This window comes from Akkermansia muciniphila (assembly GCF_040616545.1).
In the GTDB taxonomy this organism is placed as follows: domain Bacteria; phylum Verrucomicrobiota; class Verrucomicrobiia; order Verrucomicrobiales; family Akkermansiaceae; genus Akkermansia; species Akkermansia muciniphila_E.
In genome coordinates this window covers 3,030,749-3,055,113 of the sequence record NZ_CP156688.1, presented here as the reverse complement: position 1 = coordinate 3,055,113, position 24,365 = coordinate 3,030,749, and the positions used below count along the sequence as shown (strand labels likewise).

The following is a 24,365-nucleotide window of genomic DNA, read 5'->3' as shown; positions in this document are numbered from 1 at the left end:
TGTTATGGAAATAAAAAATGTTACTGGTTAATATAATGGCCGTAAGGCCGTTTCCGTCTCGCTACGAGGCCGCCTGCGGATGGAACCGGGACTGGTTCATCCGCAGCCGTGACAGCTCATGGCGTCCATCGGGATGGAGAAGGCGAACTCATCCGCTTTCAGCTCGACACCCCGGTCGACGGAAGCGCCAAAGTACTGGTTTGCGTCTGAGGAAAAAATATCTTTTTGAAGCAGCGTGAGTCATCATTCCGCGGCTCTACGTTCCACGGGGGTTCCACACCTAAAAATATTTTAGGCTTGCGTCATCCGATAATTTAGTACTCCTGAGTATATTCCTTGCATGACACGATATTCTACTCGCTATCAATGAATTATAATTTTGTTACTGGCCCGGGTGACGAAAAGGACACGATTACGCCGCCGGAAATCAACCACTTACAGGGACCGGACCAGAACAGTCCGGGAAGGGGCGGGAGGGAGGCGGTCCGCATGGTTGACAACGGGCGCCGGGAAACCTAACGTGGCTGCATCATGAAACAAATGGAACAATCCGGGGAAACATGCCGTTCCCTCTGCCAAGGCAAATTTTTGGAGCTCTTGAAAGAGGGAAGATGGGAATATGTGCGCCGGGTCAATGCCAACGGCGCCGTCATGATCGTGGCCGTGACGAAAGAAGGCGAACTCCTGCTGGTGGAGGAATACCGCGTTCCCCTCCACGCGTGGACCATCGGGCTGCCTGCGGGCATCTCCGGAGATGAAGGGGAGGAAAGCGCCCTGCAATCCGCCCGGCGGGAACTGGAAGAAGAAACCGGATACCGGGCGGATGCCTGGACGTACCTGTTTACGGGGCCCTCCTCTCCCGGATTGACCACGGAGATGGTATCCTTCTACCTGGCGGACGGCCTGCACCAAATATCGGAAGGCGGCGGGGTGGCTCATGAAAACATCATCGTGCACCGCATCCCTCTTCCGCTGGTGCATGGCTGGCTGATGGACCAGATAGGGCAGGGAAAAGTGGTGGACCCGAAAATCTTCATGGGCCTCTACTTCCTGTCTCACTCTGTAAATGGCGTGGGACTGGAGGAATAAGGACGCCCTGCGCCGTAAACGTCCGGACGCAAGGAATAGCTTGGGCCGCAGGCTATGTGAAACGGTTGGAGGAAAAGAACGGTTCATCATCAATGATTATTCTGGATGGAAAAGTGGGGTGCCGTCATAAAATGCTCCCTCCCCATAAAAAAATCTGGACATTCTTTCCGATCCGGGCTAAATATTTCCCCGCTTTCCGGCACCAACCACTTAACGGCAGGGTAGCTCAGTGGTAGAGCAGAGGACTCATAAGCCTTTGGTCGGGTGTTCAAATCACCTCCCTGCTACCATTTTATCAGTAATGGAAACCCCTCAAAATTACTTAGTTTTGAGGGGTTTTTGTTTTATTTTTTTAGGAGTAACAGTCAAAATAATGAAATTTTTATTCAGCCGAAAATTAGCAATTTTATCTCAACTGATCGATTTTAATTGACTTTGATTATTTTTTTATTATTTTAATAAATATTAATTTTTTTATTCTATTATGCTAATATTCTTCCAGTAGAGTAATTTTTTAAATTATGAAAAATGAAGTGCTAAATTTTTTCAATAAGACTCGTCTTACAATTGACGTTCTGGATCAGGTATTATCTGAAAATTATTTAAAGGATGTTGATAAAAACCCCAATGTTCAATGCTTTTTTAATCTTTCCCAAGTAAGGTTTGCTCAGTTGCAGGCTATCACAAAACTTACTTTAATTATTGCAAGATGTCTGGAAAAAACAAATTTTCCAATTTTGGTCGCATTTCCTACTGTAAATTTCACCAGAAAAGAGTTGAATGTGCTGACCCGGAAACCAGAAATATCTGCAATAAGGGAAAATGTACAAAAAAGGAAAAATGCTAATCTCTTTTTAAAAACGTTTCGATTTGACAAAGTATTACTGGATATAGCTAGAACATTTCCTGATAAATCTGTCTTGTTCACTGAATCTTTTGAATTCGCAACGACGCAGGATGGAAAGGAACTTGAAAAAGCGATAGATGAATCATTCACGAAACGACCTCTAACGTATCAATCATATAAAAATAGCTCTAATTATAGATGTATTTGTCCGTTGACATGGATTACGTGTAAAAATGATGCAACTGTAGAGGCACATTGTAATCAAAGTATGTTTGAGGATGTAGAAAAAATTCTTGGACATTCCGAAAAAGGTCTTGATCCGTTGGATGCAGAAGCCATTAAAAATGTTGTGTTACCGGAATTAATAAAAAATGTTCGTGAACATTCTCGTACCTCCCATGCTGTATTAGCTATTGGCCTCATCGCCACTAAATCCATATTGAGATCAGAAAAATCATTTATTTCTAGTAAATTGGCTTTGTCAAAGAGAGTAAACAGTAATATTGAAACACCTTATCTCAATTGGCTATCTGAACATCAAAACAATTCAGCTCAAACAAAATCGCAGGTTGAAATTTATTTTGGAGACATTGGAGTTGGTATCCTGAATAATAATCTTAAAGAAAAATACCTTAGGGATTGTGAATATTTGCGGGAAAACAGGGAAAGAGTGCCCTCTCTGGAGGACCAAATGAAATGGGTTTATTCAAGATGGGCTGCAGAGAAAACAAAATTGGATGAAGAAGGGCACCAGTTGTGTGAAATACGATCTGGGACCAAAGGATTATATCGTATAAGGCGTATTATAAGAAGATACGAAGGAATTTTTCACATTACAACAGCTAGCAGAACAGGTTATGTTTATGACTCTGTTTACCGTGATTTTGGGACCTCAAGACAGGAAAATGTTTGGGAATTTACACAACAGCGTCAATATGGGTTTGAAGGAACATTTGTCCAGATTAAGATGTGTCCCTTTTCTAAGGCTACTAAATTCCGTTTTGTCATGGACAATGAGACAGTAAATACAAAATGGGAATTCTGTGACTACTTAATTGAATTAGACAAATCAGGAGAACCTGTTTTTCGTGAAACTGATTTTTCTAATAAAATTAAAGAGCTTCATAATAATCTATATGGTATTAATCGAGATCAAAATATAGAAGACGCTTGTATTGTTATATTTATTGATTTATGTAGACTTAAGGAAAACTGTACAGGAGATCCTTATAGAAAGATTAAGAAATTCATCCATCAAAAATTTGAGTATTTCAGTTTGTATGGACATCCTGCATCAATTATTTTAGTACTTTCTGGACATCTAGTATCCAATAGCATACTTGAGGCTGAATTAAGTTCTCTTACGGACAAACTTTCCCAAAGAATGAAGAATGTAGAGGCAAGGTCGGATAAGTTAATGCATAATGAGCATTATTATGCACCCGTTATGGTTATTGGAGAAAACCGTAAGGTATTCTGGTTTGGTGGGCATAAAGAGAGCATAAGTTTTCTGAATAGTAAAACCAACGAGTTGGATAAAATACCTGAGGAATATGAAGAAAATAAGAAATTGTTTTTTTCCTCCGAAATTGTGTGCGATGATATCGAGAAGATCAGAATCATGAAGGCATTACATGCTGATGGTGCTACTGATCTCCTTTATCATTTCCATAATGTTTCTAAAATTTTTCAGAATGGGCTTAAAGAACATTACACACATAATAAAGGTTTGTTTTGTTCCCCTTCCCTCGAAATTATTAATCATTGGTTTGAAGTTGAAGATTTCTTCAGTAACAACCGCAAGGTTAATTCTTTGAAATATGCATGGCTGCTTTCATTGAGAATAGAACAATTTTTTAACGATTCCAAGAATTCAAATAAAGAGGAAAATTTTGATTATAGGAGTGCGTATCTCTTAATTGATCATAGCCAGCATCAGCTTTTAGCAGAAGAATTTGCTCGGTTAACAGGAATTCCTCAGACAAATATCAGAAATTTGCAGAGGGATATTGATCCAAGCGTACCACATCGCGTCAAACTGTTCCCAAAAAAATCTAATGTTATATTGTTGACGACAATAATATCAAGTTCGGAGACCGCACGACGTCTTGTTAAAGTTGTGCGAAGGGATTCAGCGGTGCCCAAGTGTTTGCTCTGCCTCTACAATAGAAGGATTAAAGAACATCCTGATCAATTATCCACTTGGAATAATGATACGACCATTCTTGCAATTTGGGAGAAAGAAAAATCAGCTCAAGATAAAAATTTGCTGGAAACAGTGAGTATACCGGATGGAATGATGTCGAAAATTGTCCAGGAAAAAAAGAAATTAGATGAATATTTTAATGATGACGGAACTGATAAGCAATATGGGAAATTAACTGTGAAGTCACCGCAGTATGAAAGTGAAAATGCTCCTATTGAACAGCCAAAGGATTGGGTCATACTCCGTGACTGGATCAATAAATCTTCTGCTCTTCATTATAGCCATGTTGGCATTTTCAATAGCAGACATTTCACTTTTTATTTGGATAAGCAGAAATTGTTGAAATTCGAGCCAAATAATCCTAGTTGGAAGAATTTGAAAAAAGAAATAGAAGATTGGAGATATTTCCATGATATCAACAGCGATGATTTTTCTTTATACCTGCCGAACAATTTATTTTCCTTTGATTGGAAAGAAAGTTCTTTTTACAGATACCTTTGTACTCTTTGTAGCGAATCTCAAATTCATATTTTAGATAAAAATAAAGAAACAATAGCACAAAACTGGAATAAAAAGAATATTGTCTATATCGATTTTGGAATACTTAGTGGAACTTCAATTACTTCTTTTGCTACAGAAGCCATGAATAGAGGAGCAGCCAATATGCTTGCATGTATTTTGTTCGAACAATCAAATTCGAGTCTCATTCGATTTTTTCCACATATAAATAGGCTTGCGTACTGCGCTAATGACAAAGTTTCTCTCTCCAATTCTAAAGTAGAGGATAAGTCTGATGTAGATGGCTATACTGGTTATCTGCCTTTTGAGGAGTTTGAAGAGTTTAAACCATCAACTCCTTTAGTTTTGACGATGAAGATTACGATCCGGTATCTTTTTAATTTTCCTCTTACATATTTTACATCGGAATTGTGCCCTCTGTGTGAACATCAAAAAGCACTTGAAAAATATATGATTGACGTTCCTTATCTTATTCAATTTTCTGAGGAACGTCAGCAGAGATTGCGGTTGTTGTCCGTTCAAGAAATTGCGCAAAGAAGTCCTTCGGATTTTTATTACACAAAGAATGAAGAAGGATTTGCAATGTCATCAGAATTTATTTGGAAAATGTTTGAATTAAAATGTATGCTTGAGTATGCGGCTAAGAATACGCATGCCAGAATCCGTCTATTTAAGCATATTTACCGGATACATGAAGAACTTGATATACAATTAAAAAATCCAAATTCAGAGTTGTTTGCACTTCTCTTTTTTCTCGCTCATGAGGTTTACTGGTTCCAACGCGATCCTCTGACATTTAGAAAATTTCGAATATTGCTGGGAAGGATTGCCAAGGCTGTTGCTGGTTGTCCGATAACTACATTGAAAAAATACTTTTGCGAAAATAAGGAACATGAAATTACCATATCCGGGAGACCTCTTAATCAAGCAACACGTTATAAATATGCGGCAGTCTCTGTTTTAAGATCGTCTAATAAAAAATTGTTTTGCGAGAATGTCAGGACCATGCTGGTTTCTGCTTCCCGGCCAGCTATGGAGGAAGAGGAAGACATAGGTACACAGACAACTGTTTTTAGTAACAATATCGTACAAAATATTTATTATCATATTATCTCTCTATGTCGAAATAAATATAATACAAGTCTCCTCTATTTCGAAATTTTGAAAAAACAATTGCCGGATGAGGAGATAAAAAGTATTGGATCTAATAACTTTTCATCGGACCAGCAAACGGCAGGAGCTATGATACGTCTCCAAATTGAAAAAGCTCTTTGGCGTATTCTTTATCCGAGTACGTCAATTTTTGATGATATAAGGCATTTAAAAACATCTTTTGAAAATTATAAACAAAGACCGCATCCTCAGCCCTGTGAGTATTCTCGAAATTTTATGGCGAGACCAAGTTTGAAGACTTGGTATCCACTTTTGAAAATTCTTCATGAAATTCGCTTATTTGCTAGAAGGAATAAATTAATTTATATACCTGAAGATTTGACTCTGCTTGAGTTGGCTGAATGGAATGAAGCGGAGAAGGCTATTGAACAGATTAATAAAATCATTAAAGACGCTGAGAAAAATGCCAACATTAATCTCAGTGACGATAAATCCTTTTTGGATTATGGGAAGAAAATAAATAGTTTTTTCATCAATTTTGCCGGACAATATGGGGAGGAGGAAGATTCCGTTGTTAAACGATGGATTGATGATATGGTTACAAATTTTTACGATGCACTTGAAATTGTTTTTCCTCGGAAGCAATTTATCAATCGTCATGATATTGATAATGGAAACAATATGGAATTTTTCTTTCCCTTAAGTTATTTGATTAATTGTCTTTACCATGTAAAATCCAACATGATAAAACGGAAAATCTCTAATAAATCATTGGAGGAAATCAATATATTTACACAAATTTCTAATGAAGAAACTGATAATATTAGAATTATTTTTAAATATGATTCCATATATGAAGAAGAAAAAAATCATGATGGAGGTTTAACTCAATTTAAAAAAAGGTTTAAATTTTTTGATGCATCTTTGGAATGGCATCAACCGTCCGAAATAGATCCTTATTTTAAAATAACAATGATATTTAAAGCATATGAACCAAAAACAAAATAAATTCCATATCGTATTTTGCGATGATAAAGATTGTGAACATGATTATTTTCGAGATCTTATCGAAGATATACTCAAGAAATATCCTAACAGTATTGATTTTCAAGCTGTGTTCTTTTCTGATATGGAACAAATGATCAAAGATAAAGGAAATCATATTGATCTCCTGATACTTGATTATTGGGGACCTGATGATGAAAATCAGGCAAAAAGGAGTGACGATAATATACCTGCCGGTATGAAAATTTTGAATCTTAACAGTACCAGAAGGGAGCGGGCTATTCAGACTGTTTTTTATAGTGCGCAAATAGAAAGAGAAGTGAACTCTTTCGATTTTGATAAGATAAGGCAGAACTATCCATTTGTTGAAGCTAGAATTCACAAAACAATGATGCCCAGGGAAGGTCAGGAAAGATTGAAAAAGATTATTATAGATAAGTTGTTGGCTTCAGGAATGATTCCTCCTAATTATGTAATTAATCATGAAACATATTCTATTAATAAAAATATTTCCAATATCAAGAAAAGTCGATTGATTGAAATAATTGACCAGTTGAAGCTAGGGGGTAATAACCCTCCGGAGATTAAGGAATTCGGAAAAGGTGGTCTAAGTGGAGCTATTATTCTGGAGTTACTGCCGCAAGGATCTTCAAATGGAATTTCTAGTACAATTCTGAAATTGGCAGTGAACCCAGGCAGGCCGCCTACTCATACGCTCAAGCAGGAACATGACCGAGCGAAACAATATAACGATAAATTTCCTCGTAGCCTAACTAATAATATTCATAATGAATGGTACTCCTCAAGCGACGAAAATGTGTGCGGATTTGTCATGGCGAAAGTTGATCATGCAATAACTTTGTATGACTTTACAACAAAAAATAATTACAATTTATCTCTTCTTGAGGGTATTCTTAATGAGTTATTTCTCAGGGAACGTACATTAAAACAACATTATGAAAGTAAAATTTGTCCTGAAGAAAAACACAATTGGAAAAGGATTTTTGAGGATTTTGACGATCGGCTTTTGCAAATCAGGGATTCTTATGATGAATTGAGCCCCCTTATTTCATCAATTGATGGGTATGATAGTGCGTATACGCAACTAATGCATTTTCTTAAAAATAAGACTTGGCCGATAGTTCCGTTTGATGAGGTAAAATGGCCAGAATTACCATTGACTCTTTGCCACGGAGATTTTCATGCTAAAAATATCCTGGTACAGGGAACGACTGATTTAGCTCCTGTCATTATTGATACAGGATCATTGGGATTTGATCATTGGGCGACTGATTTAACTCGTCTTATTGTCTACCTTTTTATGCGTGGGATAGATGCTGGGACGAAACACTATTATGATATCCAGGAAATTGATTCACTTGCAGAAATCTCTAAGATTATTATTGAAGGCAACCCTATCTGTCTGGATTGTATTGATTGGAATGACGAAAGAAAGAATAAGAATAAGCATGTTATTGAAGCAATAAATTGGATTGTATTGCACAGAAAAGAAATATATGCTTATTTCTACAATGAATATAATTGTGAATTTGAATTTCAGTTATCATTAATGAAATGGTTTTTGCGTGAATTTTATCGCCAGGCTTCACCGCCAAATAGAAGAGTGACGGCGTTATTGGCTTCATATCAATGTTTTGAGAAAGTGAAAATATCGGTTGAAAGTATTATTCAAAAAACGGAAGGTTAGTGCTTTTCAATTGTTTTTTCAAATGGTACTTGACAAATTGAATTTCTTCATTATTTCCTATGCTAGGATGTATTTTGTTGAATAACAAGTTTCAGTTGGTAATGGAGTCATCTCTATTGCAATAAATCTTATATCAGTACATTTTTGATTTACGAAGATTCTTGGGAAGTATAATTTTTTCAAAAATTAAATTTATTGTTCTATGAATATTTTTTAATATTATATAATATTAATGCTATTAACATCAAATAGTTACAGCTGATAGTTTAAAATAATTTTTTGCAATCCTAACTGCTGATGGACCGGGGAAATGAAAAAGAAGGAGCTGATTCTGTATTTTTCGGGCTTTGGTCCTCAAAAAGCTTATTTCAGCCTGAGTCCAAAGACCCCGGATTTGCGACCGCTGAGTTCCAGGGCGCGCAGGCGTTCCGGGGGGAGGCAGTCGCGGGAGAATTCCGCGTAGTGCATGCGGTCCCGGAAGTAGTGGACGGCGCTCTGGGAGAGGGCGAAGATGAATTCCATGCCCATTTCCTCCGCTTTTCTTCTGGCAAATTCGCATAGCGTCCGGCCATAGCCGCGGCCCTCATGGCGGTGCTTGATGTACAGGCAGCCCAGTTCCGCGCTGCGGTGCTTCGGGTAGGGATAAACTGCCACACAGCCCACGATGCTGTCATCCAGGGTCAGCACGTAGTAGTCATCCATTCTGGCGGCGATGTCCTCATAGTTCCTGTTCACCAGCTTGGAGTCCACCACGGAGCGGGCAATCATGGAGAGGAGTTCCGGAATGTCCTCTTCTTTCAAGGGGCGTATTTCCCGGTAGGAGTCCGTGTGGACCATGGTGCCCACGCCTTCTTCAGAGAAGAGTTCCTCCACCAGCACGCCGCGTATTTTTCCATCCAGCAGGTGCACGCGGGGGATTCCGGCGCGGCAGGCTTCCGCCGCCTGGTCCAGCAGTTTCCGGTGGGTTACTTCCCCTTTTATTCCCGCCACTTCCGATTCCAGAATGGCGGCAATCGGGTGGCCGTCACGGGAGGGAACCTTGTGGTCGTTGAGCAGGGCAATGTATTTGGAGGCTCCCAGGCTGAATGCCATATGCACGGATTCCGGATCAAAGGAGCCGGAATGGCCGGAGGCCACCACGGGGATTTGATGGCGCCCCAGGATTTCCCGTACTCTTTCCCGGACAAGCTGGCCGCCTTTCAATGGCGCTTCCACTAGGGCGGAACGCATTTCACAGACGCGCGTGTGTTCGTACAGTGCGGAGGCGTCCGTTCCCTCCACAATCAGCACGGGCCTGACGCCTATTTCCTGAAGAACGTCCAGGTCCAGCAGCGCGTCCACCAGTTCCCCTGAATCTACCAGGGGGCGTTCCACATGTACGGCAAAGATTTTATCCCGGAAGTACGGGACGTATTCCAGCACGGAACGGACGTTGGTGGATTTGTTGGGCGGGCGTGTGGTCAAGGGCGGACCGGAAGCTTGAAGACGGAGGAACCGGGTTTTCCCGTTTCCTCCGTCCGGAAGTGATACGTGGTGTTTTTAGAACGTGCGGGTCTCGGAGGAATCCCGGTTGTCCATGGTTTCCGCGAAGTCCTGCGAGTCAAGGGTGACGGCAATTTCCTCGTCATCACCCGCGGCAGGCGTTTCCGCCGGAGCCTCGGAGGTTTCTTCCTTGCGGAGAACGACGCTGACTTTGCGCTTGGGCATGACCAGTTTGGGTTCCGCCGTGGCGGGCTGGTAACCTTCACCGATAGTTGTGGCGTCAGAGATGACGGCCGGGGCCTGTTCCGGTTCCGGCTGTTGTGCGGACTGGTGTTCCCGTGCACGGGAAACTTGTTCCCGCAGGGCGGAAAGCAGGTCGGTAGGCATGCCGTCAAAGCCGATTTCCGGCAGGTTGGCGCCCTCTTCCTGGTTTTCATCGGAAGAGTCAAACTGGGGCAGGCTGGCCAGGAAGTCTTCAAAGGCGTCCAGGTTGGTGGTGCTCTTGAAGAGGTTGCCGATAGCTTCTCCCTTGATGCTTTCCATCAGGGTCACGAACAGGTCGTAGGCTTCAGACTTGTATTCCACCAGCGGGTCTTTTTGGCCCTGGGCGCGGAGGCGTACGCCTTCCCGCAGGGAGTCCATGTTGTACAGGTGCTCCTGCCACATTTTGTCAATGGCCCCCAGGATGATCTGGCGTTCCATGTGGTCCAGGTATTCCGGACGTTCGCGGGAGGCCTTGTCTTCATAAGTGGCCTTGACCTTGTCAATGAGGAAGGCGATGGTGTCATCCATCTGGCGTTCTTCCAGCTTGGCGGCATCCGCCGTCAGTCCCAGCGGGAAGGAGGAGTTCATCCAGGAGAGCAGTTCGTCCGGATGGGTGAGGCCTTCCGAGTCCGGATCCAGGAATTCGTGGGCGCGGGTGGCGATCACTTCTTCCAGAATGTCGTAAATCATTTCGCGCGGGTTTTCCGTGGAGAGCACTTCATTGCGGTAGCCGTAAACGATTTCGCGCTGCTTGTTCATCACGTCGTCGTAATCCAGCACGTGCTTGCGCCACATGTAGTTGCGCTGTTCCACGCGTTTCTGGGCGGATTCCACGGATTTGTTCAGGAAACTGTGTTCCAGGGCTTCGCCGTCGGCCACGCCCAGACGTTCCATCATCTTGGTCATACGTTCCGCCGCGCCGAAGTTGCGCATTAGGTCATCTTCAAAGGAGATGAAGAACTGGGAGGCGCCGGGGTCCCCCTGGCGGGAGCAGCGGCCGCGGAGCTGGCGGTCAATGCGGCGGGATTCGTGGCGTTCCGTGCCCAGCACGAAGAGGCCGCCGAGGTCGGCTACGCCTTCGCCCAGCTTGATGTCCGTACCGCGGCCCGCCATGTTGGTGGAGACGGTAACGGCTCCGCGCTTGCCGGCCAGGGATACGATTTCCGCTTCGCGCTGGTGGTTCTTGGCGTTCAGCACTTCATGGGGGATTTTGGCCCTCTTGAGCATGCGGGAGAGCGTTTCAGAGGCGTCCACGCTGGCCGTGCCGATCAGGATGGGCTGGCCCTTGCCGTGGAGCTCCTGGATTTTGTTGATCACCGCATTGAATTTTTCACGGCGGGATTTGAAGATAAGGTCGTTCTGGTCCTTGCGGATGCAGGGGCGGTTGGTCGGGATGGGCAGAACGTCCAGCTTGTAAATGTCATGGAATTCTGCGGCTTCCGTTTCAGCCGTACCGGTCATGCCCGCCAGTTTCTTGTACAGGCGGAAGTAGTTCTGGATGGTGATGGTGGCGTAGGTCTGGTTTTCACGTTCCACTTCCACGCCTTCCTTGGCTTCCACGGCCTGGTGCAGGCCGTCGCTCCAGCGGCGTCCCGGCATTTCACGGCCCGTGTTCTGGTCAATGATGATGACCTTGTCGTCCTTGACGACGTATTCCACATCTTTTTCGTAAATGCAGTAGGCCTTCAGGAGCTGGGAGGTGGTGTGCAGGCGGGCGCCCGTCTCGTCAAGTTGCTTGGTCAGTTCATTCTTGCGGCGCAGCTTGTCCTTTTCCGTCATGCGGGGGTCTTCATCCATTTCCGCAAAGGCGGTACCCAGGTCCGGCAGCACGAAGTCTTCCGGGTGGCCGGGGGAGATGACTTCACGGCCTTTTTCCATCAGGTCGGCATCGTGGGTTTTTTCATCCACGGTGAAGAACATTTCCTCCTTCAGCTTGTAGAGTTCCTTCTTGCGCGTATCCTGGTAAAGGGTCAGTTCATATTTTTCCACGATGCGGCGCAGCTCGGGATCCTGCATGGCGCGCAGGAAGGCGCGGTGGCGGGGCTGCCCCATCTTCACTTTGAACAGGCAGCGGCCCACTTCTTCCGTACGGCCTTTTTCCTGGGCTTCCAGCGCCTGGGCCATCAGCTCGTTGCAGAGGTCCGTCTGGGCCTTCACCACGCGTTCAATGGCAGGGCGCAGGGTGTCGTACTGCTGTTCCCGGGTGACGACCGCCGGGCCGGAAATAATGAGGGGCGTACGGGCTTCGTCAATGAGGATGGAGTCCACTTCGTCCACAATGGAGAAGTAATGGCCGCGCTGCACCTGTTCCGTTTTGGAGGTGGCCATGCCGTTGTCGCGCAGGTAGTCGAAGCCGAATTCGGCGTTCGTGCCGTACGTGATGTCGCAGGCGTATTGCTCACGGCGCAGCTGGGAGGGCATCATGCTCTGGATGCAGCCCACGGTCAGCCCCAGGAACTGGAAGAGCATGCCCATCCATTCGGAGTCGCGGCGCGCCAGGTAGTCGTTCACGGTTACCACGTGCACGCCCATGCCCGTCAGGGCGTTCAGGTACACGGGCAGGGTGGCGACGAGCGTCTTGCCTTCACCCGTGGCCATTTCCGCGATGTAGCCGCGGTGCAGGGCGATGCCGCCCAGCAGCTGCACGTCAAAGTGGACCATGTCCCACACCTGCTTTTGTCCGCAGATGTCGCGTTCTTCCCCGCAGAACAGGCGCGCGCCGTGTTTAACGGCGGCAAAGGCTTCCGGCAGAATCTGGTTCAGGTAGCGTTCGCGCAGCTTGTCAAACTGGGGCGTGATGTTGTTCCAGGCGGCTTTCCCCTCTTCAATGGAGGCGGGAGTGGCTTCCACAGTGGGAAGGGCGGCGAATTCGTCTTTCAGGGATTCAAACCGGGTGTTCAGTTTGGCAGCGATGGCTTCCAGTTCTTCCTGCGGCGCGGCTTCCACAATGCGCACGGGGGGAAGCTCCATGGGAAGGAAGCGGTGCAGGTAGCCCTGCCATTCACGGGTTTTTTCAAGCAGGAAGTCCTGCCCCTTGCCGTTCCATGATTCTTCAATGGAGACGATCTGTTCTACAATAGGGCGCAGGCGGCGCACTTCACGCTGGTTTTTGGTACCGACAATCTTGGTTAGAATCCACTTAATCATCTTTGTCTTGTTGAAAATTGACGAGAGATAGAGGCGCTTTCAGCGATCTAAGAATCGAAAAATACTAGCGGCTGCCTGTAGAAATGCAAGCACGGGCCGCCATTTGGTTTCATGATGACGTAATAGATTGGGTTTGGGCGGCATCGTTCTTTCTTTCTTCCGTTTTTCCTTGAACCTTCATTCATCCTGGAGGAATGTATAGGGGAAAGGAGAGAATGACAATGCATGGAGCATACCATTCCGTCGGCCTGGTTCTTTTTCTACCGACCATCTGCATCATGGCCGGATGCCAGGAAAACGGCGCCGTAAAACAGCAGGAAGTGGACTTGCTGTCGGAAGGAATTGATGAGGACGGCAACCTTTTCATGCATTTTGAGCTGGATTCCCGTTACCAGGGGGATTTGTATGCGGAAGTTTCCGTGCAGGGGGATGAAATAAGCATCGCCCTGTACACGCATTCCACTCCCGGAGCTTCCAGAAAAATACCCTATGCGGACGGGTACAGGCTTGTTGTGCCATGGCCTGAAGGAACGGATTCCGTAGACGTCAGCCTGTGCGGCATGAAATTGGGAGGGTGGGAGAAAAAGAGGGAGTAGCGAGGGCCATTTCCCTTTAAGGCCGGGTTGTTGTCTGATTGTTAACAGAAGCTTCTGTTTCTCCCTGTTTTCCTGTGACAGGAATGGGGAGTGAAGCCTTTCCTGTGGATGACATGCGCGTTGCTGGCCGCTTTGCGCCATTGGATTTTCAGCATACCGCATGCCAGTAGAAGATGTTTGAAAGGATTCTCGCCACGCGCCTGGTGATTGAACCTGACGCTTCCTGTTTGCCACCATGGGCATGGTATCGTTGGAAACCCCTTTCATTTTTAATGCGGCCCGTAGTCCGGTCTTTGATTTAAGGGAGGGGAAAGCCGTCTCACGCTGGCGGAATGCATTCTGGAGGCGCGGCAAAAGGATATTCTGGCCGGAGTGCTGGACAGGATAGATTCCCAGCGGACCCTGCGCCTTTACGTGGTTTGCCGCGTACCGGGCGAGATCAAGGCTCATGGCTGGATGACGGTGATAATGGGGAAGACACCGCCCTCTGAGGAGGGCCGTTGCCGTTCTGGGGTGTTATTGGCTTCTGCGCAATTTTTGTGATGGTGAAGAGCTGTTTTTCAGATGGATGCGGCTTTCCTTGAAAAGCAAGAAGGCGGAGATGCTGGATGCCTCCGTGGAGTATCTGTTTCCCTGGCTCAACCGGACCGGGAACAATTTGTTCATGGGCGGTGGATTTCAGACATTGAATCAGTAACCCATGGCTGCATTCCTCTGGATTGTAATGCAGGGGCCGCTGTTTCACGGTCCTGCCTGTTTACGGTGACCAGCCGGAAAAATGGTTCCTCCTGCTTATTCGAGATTCGGAGCGCGGTTCTGAACGGCGCATTCATTGCCGTGGAAATGCCACCGGACAACCGCACACTTCATCCCGGGGAATTGTTGCCGTTCCGGATTTGGGAAAGCTGTCACGGATGGCCTTGCCCGTGGAAATGCTGCCCGTGCGGGTGCCGCCCATGGAGATTCCTGAAAATGTGCCTTCATCATTCCTTCCCTTCGTCCCCGAAAATTTTCGTTCCTGTCCGGAGGAAGATATGCTGCCTGAATTGGAATCATGGTCAGGAGGCGGTAATGACAGTTTATGCAGGCGGTTACTCCATGAACAGAAGAGAGCCGCCGGGTGGAAGGCGAGAGCCATTCATGACAGGCGCTTCTCTTGGAATGATTCCAAATTGATGATATACTCACCCCATGAGTCATTGTGAGGATGGGCGCATCCGCATCCGCGGCGCCCGTGAGCATAATTTGCAGAATGTGGATGTGGATATTCCCCTGGGGCGCTTGACGGTGGTGACCGGACCTTCCGGCTCGGGAAAAACAAGTTTGGCGATGCATACGCTGTATGCGGAGGGGCAGAGGCGTTACATGGAAACCTTTTCCCCTTACGTGCGCCAGTTCATGGACCGCATGGACAAGCCGGACGTGGACGCCGTGGAGAACATTCTTCCGGCGATTGCCCTGCACCAGCGCAACTCCGTCCGGACTTCACGCTCCACGGTGGGGACCATGACGGGGCTGAATGATTACTGGAAATTCGTTTTCGCCCGGTTGGCCGTGGGCATGGACCCGGAAACCGGGCGGGAGATCAGGCCGGAGACGCCAGGCTCCATTGATGAAAAGCTGCATGCGGAATTTCCCGCCGGGACGGAATTGATGATTTGCCTGGAGGTGGCGCGGCCGGAGTCCGTGGACCTCCCCACGCTGAAAAGGAATCTGGTGGCCCAGGGCTACTTGCGCGCCTTTGCGCATGGGGAGTCTCTCCGGCTGGAAGATGAAGAATGGGCACTGGAAGAAGGCGAACCCTTGCTGGTCATCCAGGACCGCGTGAAACTGGCGGAAGACCAGCGGGAACGCAGGCTGGAAGCGCTGGAAACGGCCATGCGCCTGGGCGGCGGTGTGGCTCATGTGATTCCCCGCGTGGACGGAATCTGGCTGCCCGCCATGAAGTTCCGCGGTGACTGGTATCCGCTGATGGAGCCCAGGCCCGGACTGTTCTCCTTCAATTCTCCGCTGGGCGCGTGCCCGGAATGCCGCGGCTACGGCCGCGTCATCACCATTGACTACTCCCGGTGCATCAAGCCGGAACTCAGCGTCAATGACGGGGCCATCCATATTTTTGAAGGGGAGAGCAAAGTATTTTCCGAATGCAAGAAGGACCTGATGCGCGGCTGGCGAAATAATTCCCGGAAGGTCCGGCTGGACGTGCCGTGGAAGGACCTGAAGCAGTGGGAACGGGACTGGCTGATGCACGGGGACGGGGAAAACCCGGATGAAATGTATGAAAAGGGCTTGTGGTATGGCATTGTGGGCTTTTTCAAGTATCTGGAAAGCCGCACGCACAAGATGCATGTGCGCGTGTACCTGAGCCGTTTCCGCACGTACCAGGAATGCCCCTCCTGCCATGGCTTGCGCCTGAGGCCGGAGGCCCTCCAGTTCAAGGTGGGCGGCAAAAGCATGCCGGAGCTCTCCAGCATGCCCATGGATCAACTCCTGGCCTGGGTGGACAAGTATGTAATGCCGTGCGCGCATGAGGATGCCGGGTTGAAGCATGCCGTGGCGGAATTGAGAAGCCGTCTGGAATACCTCAATGAAGTGGGGCTGGGCTACCTGACGTCTGACCGTTCCACGCGCTCCCTTTCCGGCGGGGAAATTGAACGCGTAAGCCTGACGACCTGCCTGGGCGCTTCCCTGACGGATACCCTGTTTGTGCTGGACGAACCCACCGTAGGCCTTCATCCGCGCGATACCTCCCGCCTGATTTCCGCCATGAACCGCCTTAAAAAGCGCGGCAATACGCTGGTGGTGGTGGAGCATGAGGAAGCGGTGATGCGCGCGGCGGACAGCCTGGTGGACATGGGGCCCGGCTCCGGCCGGGAGGGCGGAAAACTGGTTTATTCCGGAGACCCGGCCCTGATAGGAGACGTGGCGGAATCCCTGACGGGGGCCTTCCTTTCCGGCAGGCGGCGCATCGCCGTGCCCGGAAAAAGGCGCAAGCCCAGCAAGTTCCTGAAAGTCTCCGGCGCCACGCGGCACAACATGAACAAGCTGGACGTGGACATTCCCCTGGGCGTGTTCACCTGCCTGACGGGCGTCAGCGGGTCCGGAAAGAGCACCCTGGCGCACGATGTCCTTTACCTGAACGCGCTGGTGGAAAAAGGCGGCGTGTGTGAGGAAGAGCCTGCCCGTGTCAAGTCCATCAAGGGCTGGGAACTGCTGGATGAAGTGGTGATGGTGGACCAGAGCCCCATTGTCCGCACCCCGCGCTCCACCCCTGCCGTGTACGCCGGGGTGTTTGAAGAAATACGCTCCCTCTTTGCGGAGACGGAGACGGCCCGCGCGCGCGGCATGAAGCCCGGCTTCTTCTCCTTCAACAGCGGGGACGGCCGCTGCCCCCGCTGCATGGGCATGGGGAGTGAAAAGGTGGAGATGCAGTTCCTTTCAGACATTTTTGTACAGTGCCCGCTGTGCCATGGCTCCCGTTACGGGAGCGAAGTGCTGAGCGTGCACCGGGACGGCAGGAACATTGCGGATATTCTCGGCATGACGGTGGCGTCCTCCCTGGAATACTTCAAGGGGGAAAAAGGGACCAAGGCCTCCCGCATTGCTGCCAAGCTGGGCGTGCTCCAGCGCGTAGGGCTGGGGCACCTGACTCTGGGCCAGCCCCTGAACACCCTCTCCGGCGGGGAAAACCAGCGCCTGAAGCTGGCCAAGATCCTGCTGGACCAGATAGGCTCCGGCGCGAACAGCCCCAAAATGCTCATTCTGGACGAACCGGGAACCGGTCTCCACTTTGCGGATATTGAAGTGTTGCTGGCCGTGTTCCGGGAACTGGTGGAGCAGGGGCACACCCTGCTGGTCATTGAGCACAATCCGGAATTCATCAAGTCCGCAGACTACGTGATCGACCTGGGGCCGGAGGGCGGCGCCGGAGGCGGCCATGTGGTAGCTGCCGGCACGCCGGAGGAAATCGTGGCCGCGGGGAAGGGATATACGGGCAAATACCTCAGGGACGTGCTGGAAGGCCGCCCCTCCGTTTACGACCCTGCGGACGCCTCCGCGCAGGAATCCGCAGACACGGACATACCGGAAGGCGTGATGGCCCTGCGCGGCGCGCGCCACCACAACCTGAAAAACGTGGACCTGGATGTGCCGCGCGGGGAAATGACCGTACTGACCGGACTTTCCGGGTCCGGGAAAAGCTCCCTGGCCTTTGACATCTTCTTTGCGGAAGGGCAGCGGCGGTTCATGGACGTCATGTCCCCGTACGCCCGGCAATTCACGGAACAACTGGAAAGCCCGGACATTGACCGCCTTACCGGCCTGCCCCCCACCGTAGCCATTGAACAGAACATGTCCCGCGGGGGGACCAAATCCACCGTGGGCACCGTCACGGAAATCTGGCAGTTCATGCGCCTGCTGTACGCCAAGCTGGGGCAGGCCTACTGCCCGCAGTGCGGCGTGCCGGTGGGTAAAAGGTCGGAATCCGAGGTGGTGGAACTGGTGGTGCGTGAATTGAAAAAACATGGCCGCGTAGCCCTGCTGGCTCCGCTGGTGCGTGGGCGCAAGGGGCACTACGCGGACCTGGCCCGCTGGGCGGAAGGAAAGGGATATGAAGAAATGTGGGTGGACGGGGCCCTGGTCCCCCTGAGCGGCTTTCAGCCGCTGGACCGTTATTCCAGCCATGACCTGGACCTGGTTGTCTCAAGGCCGGAGGCCTCCTGGACCCCGGAGAAACTTGCCGGAGCGGTACATGCCGCGCTGGAAATGGGTGAAGGATTTTTACAGGTGCTGCCGCCCGGTTCCAGCCGGCCGGAGCTGATGGGAACCAAACTGGCCTGCGCCTCCTGCGGGCAGTCCTTCCCGGAGCTGGAGCCGTACACCTTCTCCTTCAACTCCCCGCGCGGGTGGTGCCCCGTTTGCCGCGGGCACGGCATCGTGGGCAAGGGAAAGATGAAGGAAGACCAGGCGCAATCCCTGCTGGAGGCCGAACTGAAATATGACCGGGACCTGGCCCGCCAGGCGGATGACGACAAGGGAGTGAAAGTCTGCCCCGCCTGCCAGGGCGTGCGGTTGAACGAGTTTGCGCGTGCCGTGAGGCTTCAGGGGGTAACCCCCGGTGAAATCGCCTCCCTGCCTGCGGTGGCTGCGGCGGAACTGGTGAAGGGGTGGAAATTTGAGCGGGAAGAAGCCCTCATCGCCCGCGACGTGGTGGCGGAAATCACGCAGCGCCTGAACTTCCTCCATCGCGTGGGGCTGGGGTACCTGTCCCTGGACCGCAGCGCCACGACGCTCTCCGGCGGGGAAACCCAGCGCATCCGCCTGGCCTCCCAGCTGGGCTCCCACCTGCGCGGCGTGCTTTACGTGCTGGATGAACCCACCATCGGCCTTCATCCGAAGGACAATGAACTGCTGCTCGGCACGCTGGATGAACTCAAGCGCCGGGGCAACACCCTGCTGGTAGTGGAACATGATGAAGACACCATGAGGCGTGCGGACCACATTGTGGACATGGGGCCGGGCGCGGGTATTCACGGCGGCCAGGTGGTGGCCCGCGGAACCTTTGAGGAACTGGCCGCCATGCCGGACTCCGTGACGGGCGCGGCCCTGCATCACAAGCCGCAGCACCCCTACCGGGGCAAAAGGCGCAGGATTCCCGCCAAAAAGGAGAATTCCGCATGGCTGCGGGTGGGAGGCTGCTGCCTGAACAACCTGAAGGACGTGAACGTAGCCATTCCCAAGGCGAGGCTCACGGTGCTCACCGGCGTATCCGGCGCGGGAAAAACCTCCCTGATGACGGGAACCATCCGGCTGGTGGCGCGCCAGGCCATTGGCGACAAGCTCACGAGGGACCAGAAAAAGCTGTGGAAAACCTCCTCCGGCTTTGACTCCATTCGTATGGTGTACGGCGTGGACCAGAGCCCCATCGGCAAGACGCCCCGTTCCACTCCGGCAACGTACGTGGGCTTTCTGGACGACATCCGGACGCTGTTTGCGCAGACGGCTGACGCGCGCAGGCTGGGCTTTGACCGCGGCCGCTTCTCCTTCAACACGGGGCAGGGCAACTGCGAATCCTGCAAGGGAACGGGCATGCAAAAGCTGGAAATGGACTTCCTGCCGCCCTGCTACGTGCCGTGTGAAACCTGCCGGGGCAAGCGTTACAACGCCGCCACCCTGACCGTGAGGTACAAGGGGAAAACCATTGCGGACGTTCTCCAGATGGACTTTGCGGAAGCGGCAGAATTCTTTGAAAGCCAGCCCCGCATCTCGGACCCCCTCAAGCTGTTGGCGGAAACCGGCCTGGGCTACCTGACACTGGGGCAGGCGTCCAATACGCTCTCCGGCGGGGAAGCCCAGCGGCTCAAGCTGGTGACGGAACTCATCAAGGGACGGCGCGTCAGCCGGAACGCCCTGATGAAAGGCAAGGAACTTCCCGGCGACCTGTACCTCATTGAGGAACCCTCCATCGGCCTGCATCCGCGGGACGTGAGATTGCTCATTGACGTACTGCACCGCCTGGCGGACCAGGGGAACACGGTCATCGTCATTGAGCACAACACGGAAATCATGGCGGAGGCGGACTACGTCATTGACATGGGCCCCGGCCCGGGCGACGCCGGAGGAACCATCGTGGCGGAAGGAACGCCGGAACAGATAGCCAAAAAAGACTCCCCCACGGCGGAATACATCCGCCGGGAGCTGGAACCGGACGGCGTGTAATCTGTTCAACCAAAAACCTTATTCTTGTCAGGACCGTTCCGGGCTTTTCGGAACGGTCCTTTCTTATGAAGAAAAGGAACCGATGGCAGCAGACGGAGAGGCGTTTCCCTATCACTGGGGGCCGGAATGCTTTTAAAGGAAAAATCAGCTATTCTGGAAATGATGGAACGGAATTGTTGCTGGATATGTCTCAAAGCAAGTGCAAGGCTGTGTTCCGCATCAGCCCTGCTATTCCTGCGGCAGTGGCTGGCAAATACCGGAGAGGCAGTCAGGAATAGGTATAAAAGCATGAAACCCATTCTTTATAAAAGCTTTGTACTGTGGTGAAACAACAAGCAATGAATATGGTGGAAAAAATAGTATTTGAACCGTTGGCAGATTCCCATCGGGAGGCTGTCATCCGTATCTTCAACCATTACGTGATGAATGGAACGGCCGCTTTCTCGGATGCGGAACTGCCGGAATCCTTTTATCCCCATATTCTGGAACGCGTGAAAGGTTATCCGGCGTATGCCGTGGTGGACTGCCGGGCCGGTGAAGTAGTAGGCTTCTGCTTCCTGAGTGCGTATAAGCCCGTACCCACATTCCGGGAAACGGCCACCATCACTTACTTCATTGTTCCCTCCCATCTTGGCCGGGGCATTGGCCGGATGTGTCTGGGCCGTCTGGAAGAGGATGCCGTGAAGCAGGGCATCCGCCATATCATTGCGGAAATATCCTCTGAGAATGAACAAAGCATGTCCTTTCACGCCAGCCAGGGCTTTATCCATGCCGGGCGCCTGAAAAACATCGGCTTCAAACTGGGCCGATCCTTTGACATCGTTTACATGCAGAAGGAAATCAAGTGATCAGCGCCGATGATGTAACGTGCAATAAGAGGAAGAGAATTTCCGGAAATTCTCCTCCTCACGCTATTTTGATGATTCCTCTCTGAAAAGACAGGATGACAGAGCCCTTCTCGTGGGCATCGTAAAGATTTCTCTAGTTTCGTAGCCGTCTTACCGCCTCAGATGACCGCAGACTAATTTCCTTCCAGAGTGCTGCTACTGTGAAAGACTACGAGAAATTCGTTAGCCATTGCATTCACGGAGCTCAATGGAAACAGATTTGCCGGGAAATAGGAGTCGGCTCGTACGCTACCGTCAAACTGGACATTATCCGTGTTACAATGTACTGGCATTTCCTGCGTCTGAAAACGACAATCGCCAAGCTTGGCTTTTAAGTTGGTACGGCATTTGGGAATAGTCCAAAACAAAAACAGGAATATTTTTCAAATGATCATAGATTCGTTAAAGTCTTCCAGTATGTTTTCATATACATGTAGATCAGCTCGAATGAGTCCCTGATATCTATCATCCAACCCGGAACAGGATGTAAGTGTTTTAACCTTTTTTTCAACAATTGATGTTGCTGAACCGGAACTAACGCTACTCTCAATCCGGTACTGGCTCTTCTTGAATCAGCATGATATCTTTCACGAGGTATCTCTTTCTCATTATCGGGTATGAAAGAAAACACTCCTCCTCCCAGGGAGGTGACTGATAAACCAGTATCGGTGGATAAATTGCCGGTATCCGTTTTCCAGTTGACGGGATTGCCGCCATGCAAACGATGAGAATGATAAAAATCCGCACATAACTCCCATACATTGCCCAACATGTCATGAAATCCCCATGCATTGGGTTCTTTTTGTCCCACAGGATAGGCCCCTGTATTGGCATCGTGAGGATTCATCCATGCTACTTCCTCAAGATTATCGGGAAGAACGATTTCCTTGCCGCAGGAATAGGCTAATTCCCACTGTGCTTCCGTAGGCAGGGAAAAGCAATATCCTTCCGGAAGAATCCCCTGTTGTCGTGCAATCTCGGTTAATCGATCACAAAAATCCAGGCATTCATCATAGGAGACCTGGCACATGGGGTACTGTGCGCCCGTTGTGATGGTCCATCTTTCTTCCAATTCCGGAATCGGTATCCATCCCATCATCTTTTCCCATTCCTCCTGCGTGACTTCGTACTTCCCTAGCCAGTAGGGATAAGTAATTTCCGCACGATGGCCAGATTTTGTAATTGGGTAACTTCCTTTTGGAATGAAAATCAAGGTGAGCTTGCGTTCCGAATGGGGAATATCCATTTTTAACACATCTCCGGCCTGGGTAGATTGAATATTGGCTGTCGCAGGGGGTACTATGTCCAGGCATGTAATATCATTGCCGGGATAAAGGAAAAAGATGAGCAAGGCCAATAATGCTATAATAGAAAAACTGGTTTTCTTATTATTTTTTATCCATTTCATTATGTTTTCCTTCCGAAGAGAGAGGATAATTTTAAATTTAATAAGTTCTTTCTGAAATCTTTTCTTGGAAGACATTGTCCTGTATATATTCTTATCCTGTTACTGTGCGGCAGGCCTATACCTCCTTTTTCATCCTGTATGTCACTTTATAATATTAATTATTATATTTAAATTCTATATTAATACGTTTGTTTGATTATTATAAAAGTTTTTTTTGATTTTTAATTATTTTTTACTTCAGTCTCCAGTAATTGCTGGGCTGTTATTCCATCAGTATTTTTCAAATTCTGGTTAGCTCCTTGTTTAATCAAAAAATTGTAGGCACCTGTTTGTCCTGTACGAGCAGCATAATGTAAGGCAGTTTCTCTGTAGGGAAAGGTCATAGAGGGTAGCTTCATTTCATTTGAAGCAACATTGATATCAGCACCAAATTCGAGTAATTTCTTCATGGTATCAATATCCCCGATAGCTGCCGCTAACATAAGAGCTGTTTCGCTTCCATTCCATTTTTTATCATATGGATTAAGATTTGGTTGTGGAGTCATATTGGACGATAAATCCCAGTATGATTTTAATGAATTTCTAATCATATCTTTTCCTGCAATGTAGGCAGGAGTATTATAATGTAGGTAGTAAGGAGGAATATAGGAGTTCCTTGTTTCTTCTTTTTTTGAGGATATGAAGGTACAAGAATATAATAAATTTAACGTCAAAATAACCGAAGGTAATATAATATTAGTTTTCATGTTAAACAATTTAAAAAATTATAATTTCTCAGATTTTCTTAATTTTAAATATTAATAAATAGATAAATTTATTTTGTTGGCGTTAATATGCATAATTCCTGCCAAGAATAACAAAAATCATACATAGATTTTTTATTTTAAAAAGATAAATATTGATTTTATGATTTATAAATAGCTTTTACAGAAGAATCTTTCTTTAACTTACATTTAACAAAACAAGAAAATTTGGATAATTCGTCTGCCTTCAATAATGAATCATTGAGATCAAAAATATGTATCGGAATTGCATAACTTGGATGCATTTTATAAATATTAGGTATGGCTCTTCCCTCAAGATATTGGAACTTACTATCATGCATCCTCTACTTCATAATATTGAGTTGCCAATATGCCATCGCACGCCAGAAAAACCGCCCTTGGGATTAAGTCCGAAATTTTTCTCATAAACATCCTTGGCATCCAGTTGTATTAATTCTCCCTTTCCAGTTCTGTAGTGGGACAGCAGGAGTTGTTTGTTCAAAAATTGGTTAAAATTGTGGACTGCAGGTCCGAATTCGTCGTCTGTGAACTCGCAGGAGAAGTGGGATGCGTTTTTTTGAGCCATATCTCCTTCAGCAGTGAGCAGACTTTC

The 24,365-nt window shown here is 48.6% G+C and carries 10 protein-coding genes and 1 tRNA gene; 7 read left to right on the top strand and 4 right to left on the bottom strand.

Annotation, left to right across the window (positions count from 1 at the left end):
• Nucleotides 1-597 precede the first annotated feature (597 nt).
• From ABGM91_RS12330 to ABGM91_RS12315, 4 genes are all read left to right on the top strand, one after another.
• On the top strand, nucleotides 598-1,089 hold the full coding sequence (locus tag ABGM91_RS12330) for an NUDIX hydrolase (RefSeq protein WP_354832740.1): 492 nt from the start codon (nucleotides 598-600) through the stop codon (nucleotides 1,087-1,089).
• A gap of 215 nt (nucleotides 1,090-1,304) precedes the next feature.
• A tRNA-Met gene (locus ABGM91_RS12325) sits at nucleotides 1,305-1,379 on the top strand.
• A gap of 231 nt (nucleotides 1,380-1,610) precedes the next feature.
• Entirely contained in the window at nucleotides 1,611-6,782 is a 5,172-nt protein-coding gene (locus tag ABGM91_RS12320; protein ID WP_354832738.1) for a hypothetical protein, read from the top strand.
• On the top strand, nucleotides 6,763-8,487 hold the full coding sequence (locus tag ABGM91_RS12315) for a phosphotransferase (protein ID WP_354832736.1): 1,725 nt from the start codon (nucleotides 6,763-6,765) through the stop codon (nucleotides 8,485-8,487). Before ABGM91_RS12320 ends, ABGM91_RS12315 begins: the two co-directional genes overlap by 20 nt.
• A 363-nt stretch (nucleotides 8,488-8,850) precedes the next feature.
• On the opposite strand, the gene ABGM91_RS12310 is transcribed toward ABGM91_RS12315, so the two are convergent.
• Nucleotides 8,851-9,951, bottom strand: coding sequence for a GNAT family N-acetyltransferase (locus tag ABGM91_RS12310; protein ID WP_354832734.1), 1,101 nt, complete (start codon nucleotides 9,949-9,951; stop codon nucleotides 8,851-8,853).
• Between the two features lie 75 nt (nucleotides 9,952-10,026).
• Nucleotides 10,027-13,380 (bottom strand): preprotein translocase subunit SecA, encoded by a 3,354-nt coding sequence (secA, locus tag ABGM91_RS12305; protein WP_354832732.1) that lies wholly within the window; start codon nucleotides 13,378-13,380, stop codon nucleotides 10,027-10,029.
• 221 nt (nucleotides 13,381-13,601) lie between these two features.
• Between secA and ABGM91_RS12300 the strand changes: the two genes are divergently transcribed.
• From ABGM91_RS12300 to ABGM91_RS12290, 3 genes are all read left to right on the top strand, one after another.
• On the top strand, nucleotides 13,602-13,976 hold the full coding sequence (locus ABGM91_RS12300) for a hypothetical protein (RefSeq protein WP_354832730.1): 375 nt from the start codon (nucleotides 13,602-13,604) through the stop codon (nucleotides 13,974-13,976).
• 1,191 nt (nucleotides 13,977-15,167) lie between these two features.
• Nucleotides 15,168-20,693 (top strand): excinuclease ABC subunit UvrA, encoded by a 5,526-nt coding sequence (gene uvrA / locus ABGM91_RS12295; RefSeq protein WP_354832728.1) that lies wholly within the window; start codon nucleotides 15,168-15,170, stop codon nucleotides 20,691-20,693.
• Between the two features lie 338 nt (nucleotides 20,694-21,031).
• Nucleotides 21,032-21,541, top strand: coding sequence for an N-acetyltransferase family protein (locus tag ABGM91_RS12290; protein WP_354834873.1), 510 nt, complete (start codon nucleotides 21,032-21,034; stop codon nucleotides 21,539-21,541).
• A gap of 430 nt (nucleotides 21,542-21,971) precedes the next feature.
• On the opposite strand, the gene ABGM91_RS12285 is transcribed toward ABGM91_RS12290, so the two are convergent.
• The gene (locus tag ABGM91_RS12285) at nucleotides 21,972-23,063 is read right to left on the bottom strand and encodes a formylglycine-generating enzyme family protein (RefSeq protein WP_354832726.1); all 1,092 of its coding nucleotides are present in this window, start codon (nucleotides 23,061-23,063) and stop codon (nucleotides 21,972-21,974) included.
• A gap of 146 nt (nucleotides 23,064-23,209) precedes the next feature.
• A complete protein-coding gene (locus tag ABGM91_RS12280; RefSeq protein WP_354832724.1) occupies nucleotides 23,210-23,734 on the bottom strand; it encodes an ankyrin repeat domain-containing protein in 525 nt (174 codons plus the stop codon).
• Nucleotides 23,735-24,365 lie beyond the last annotated feature (631 nt).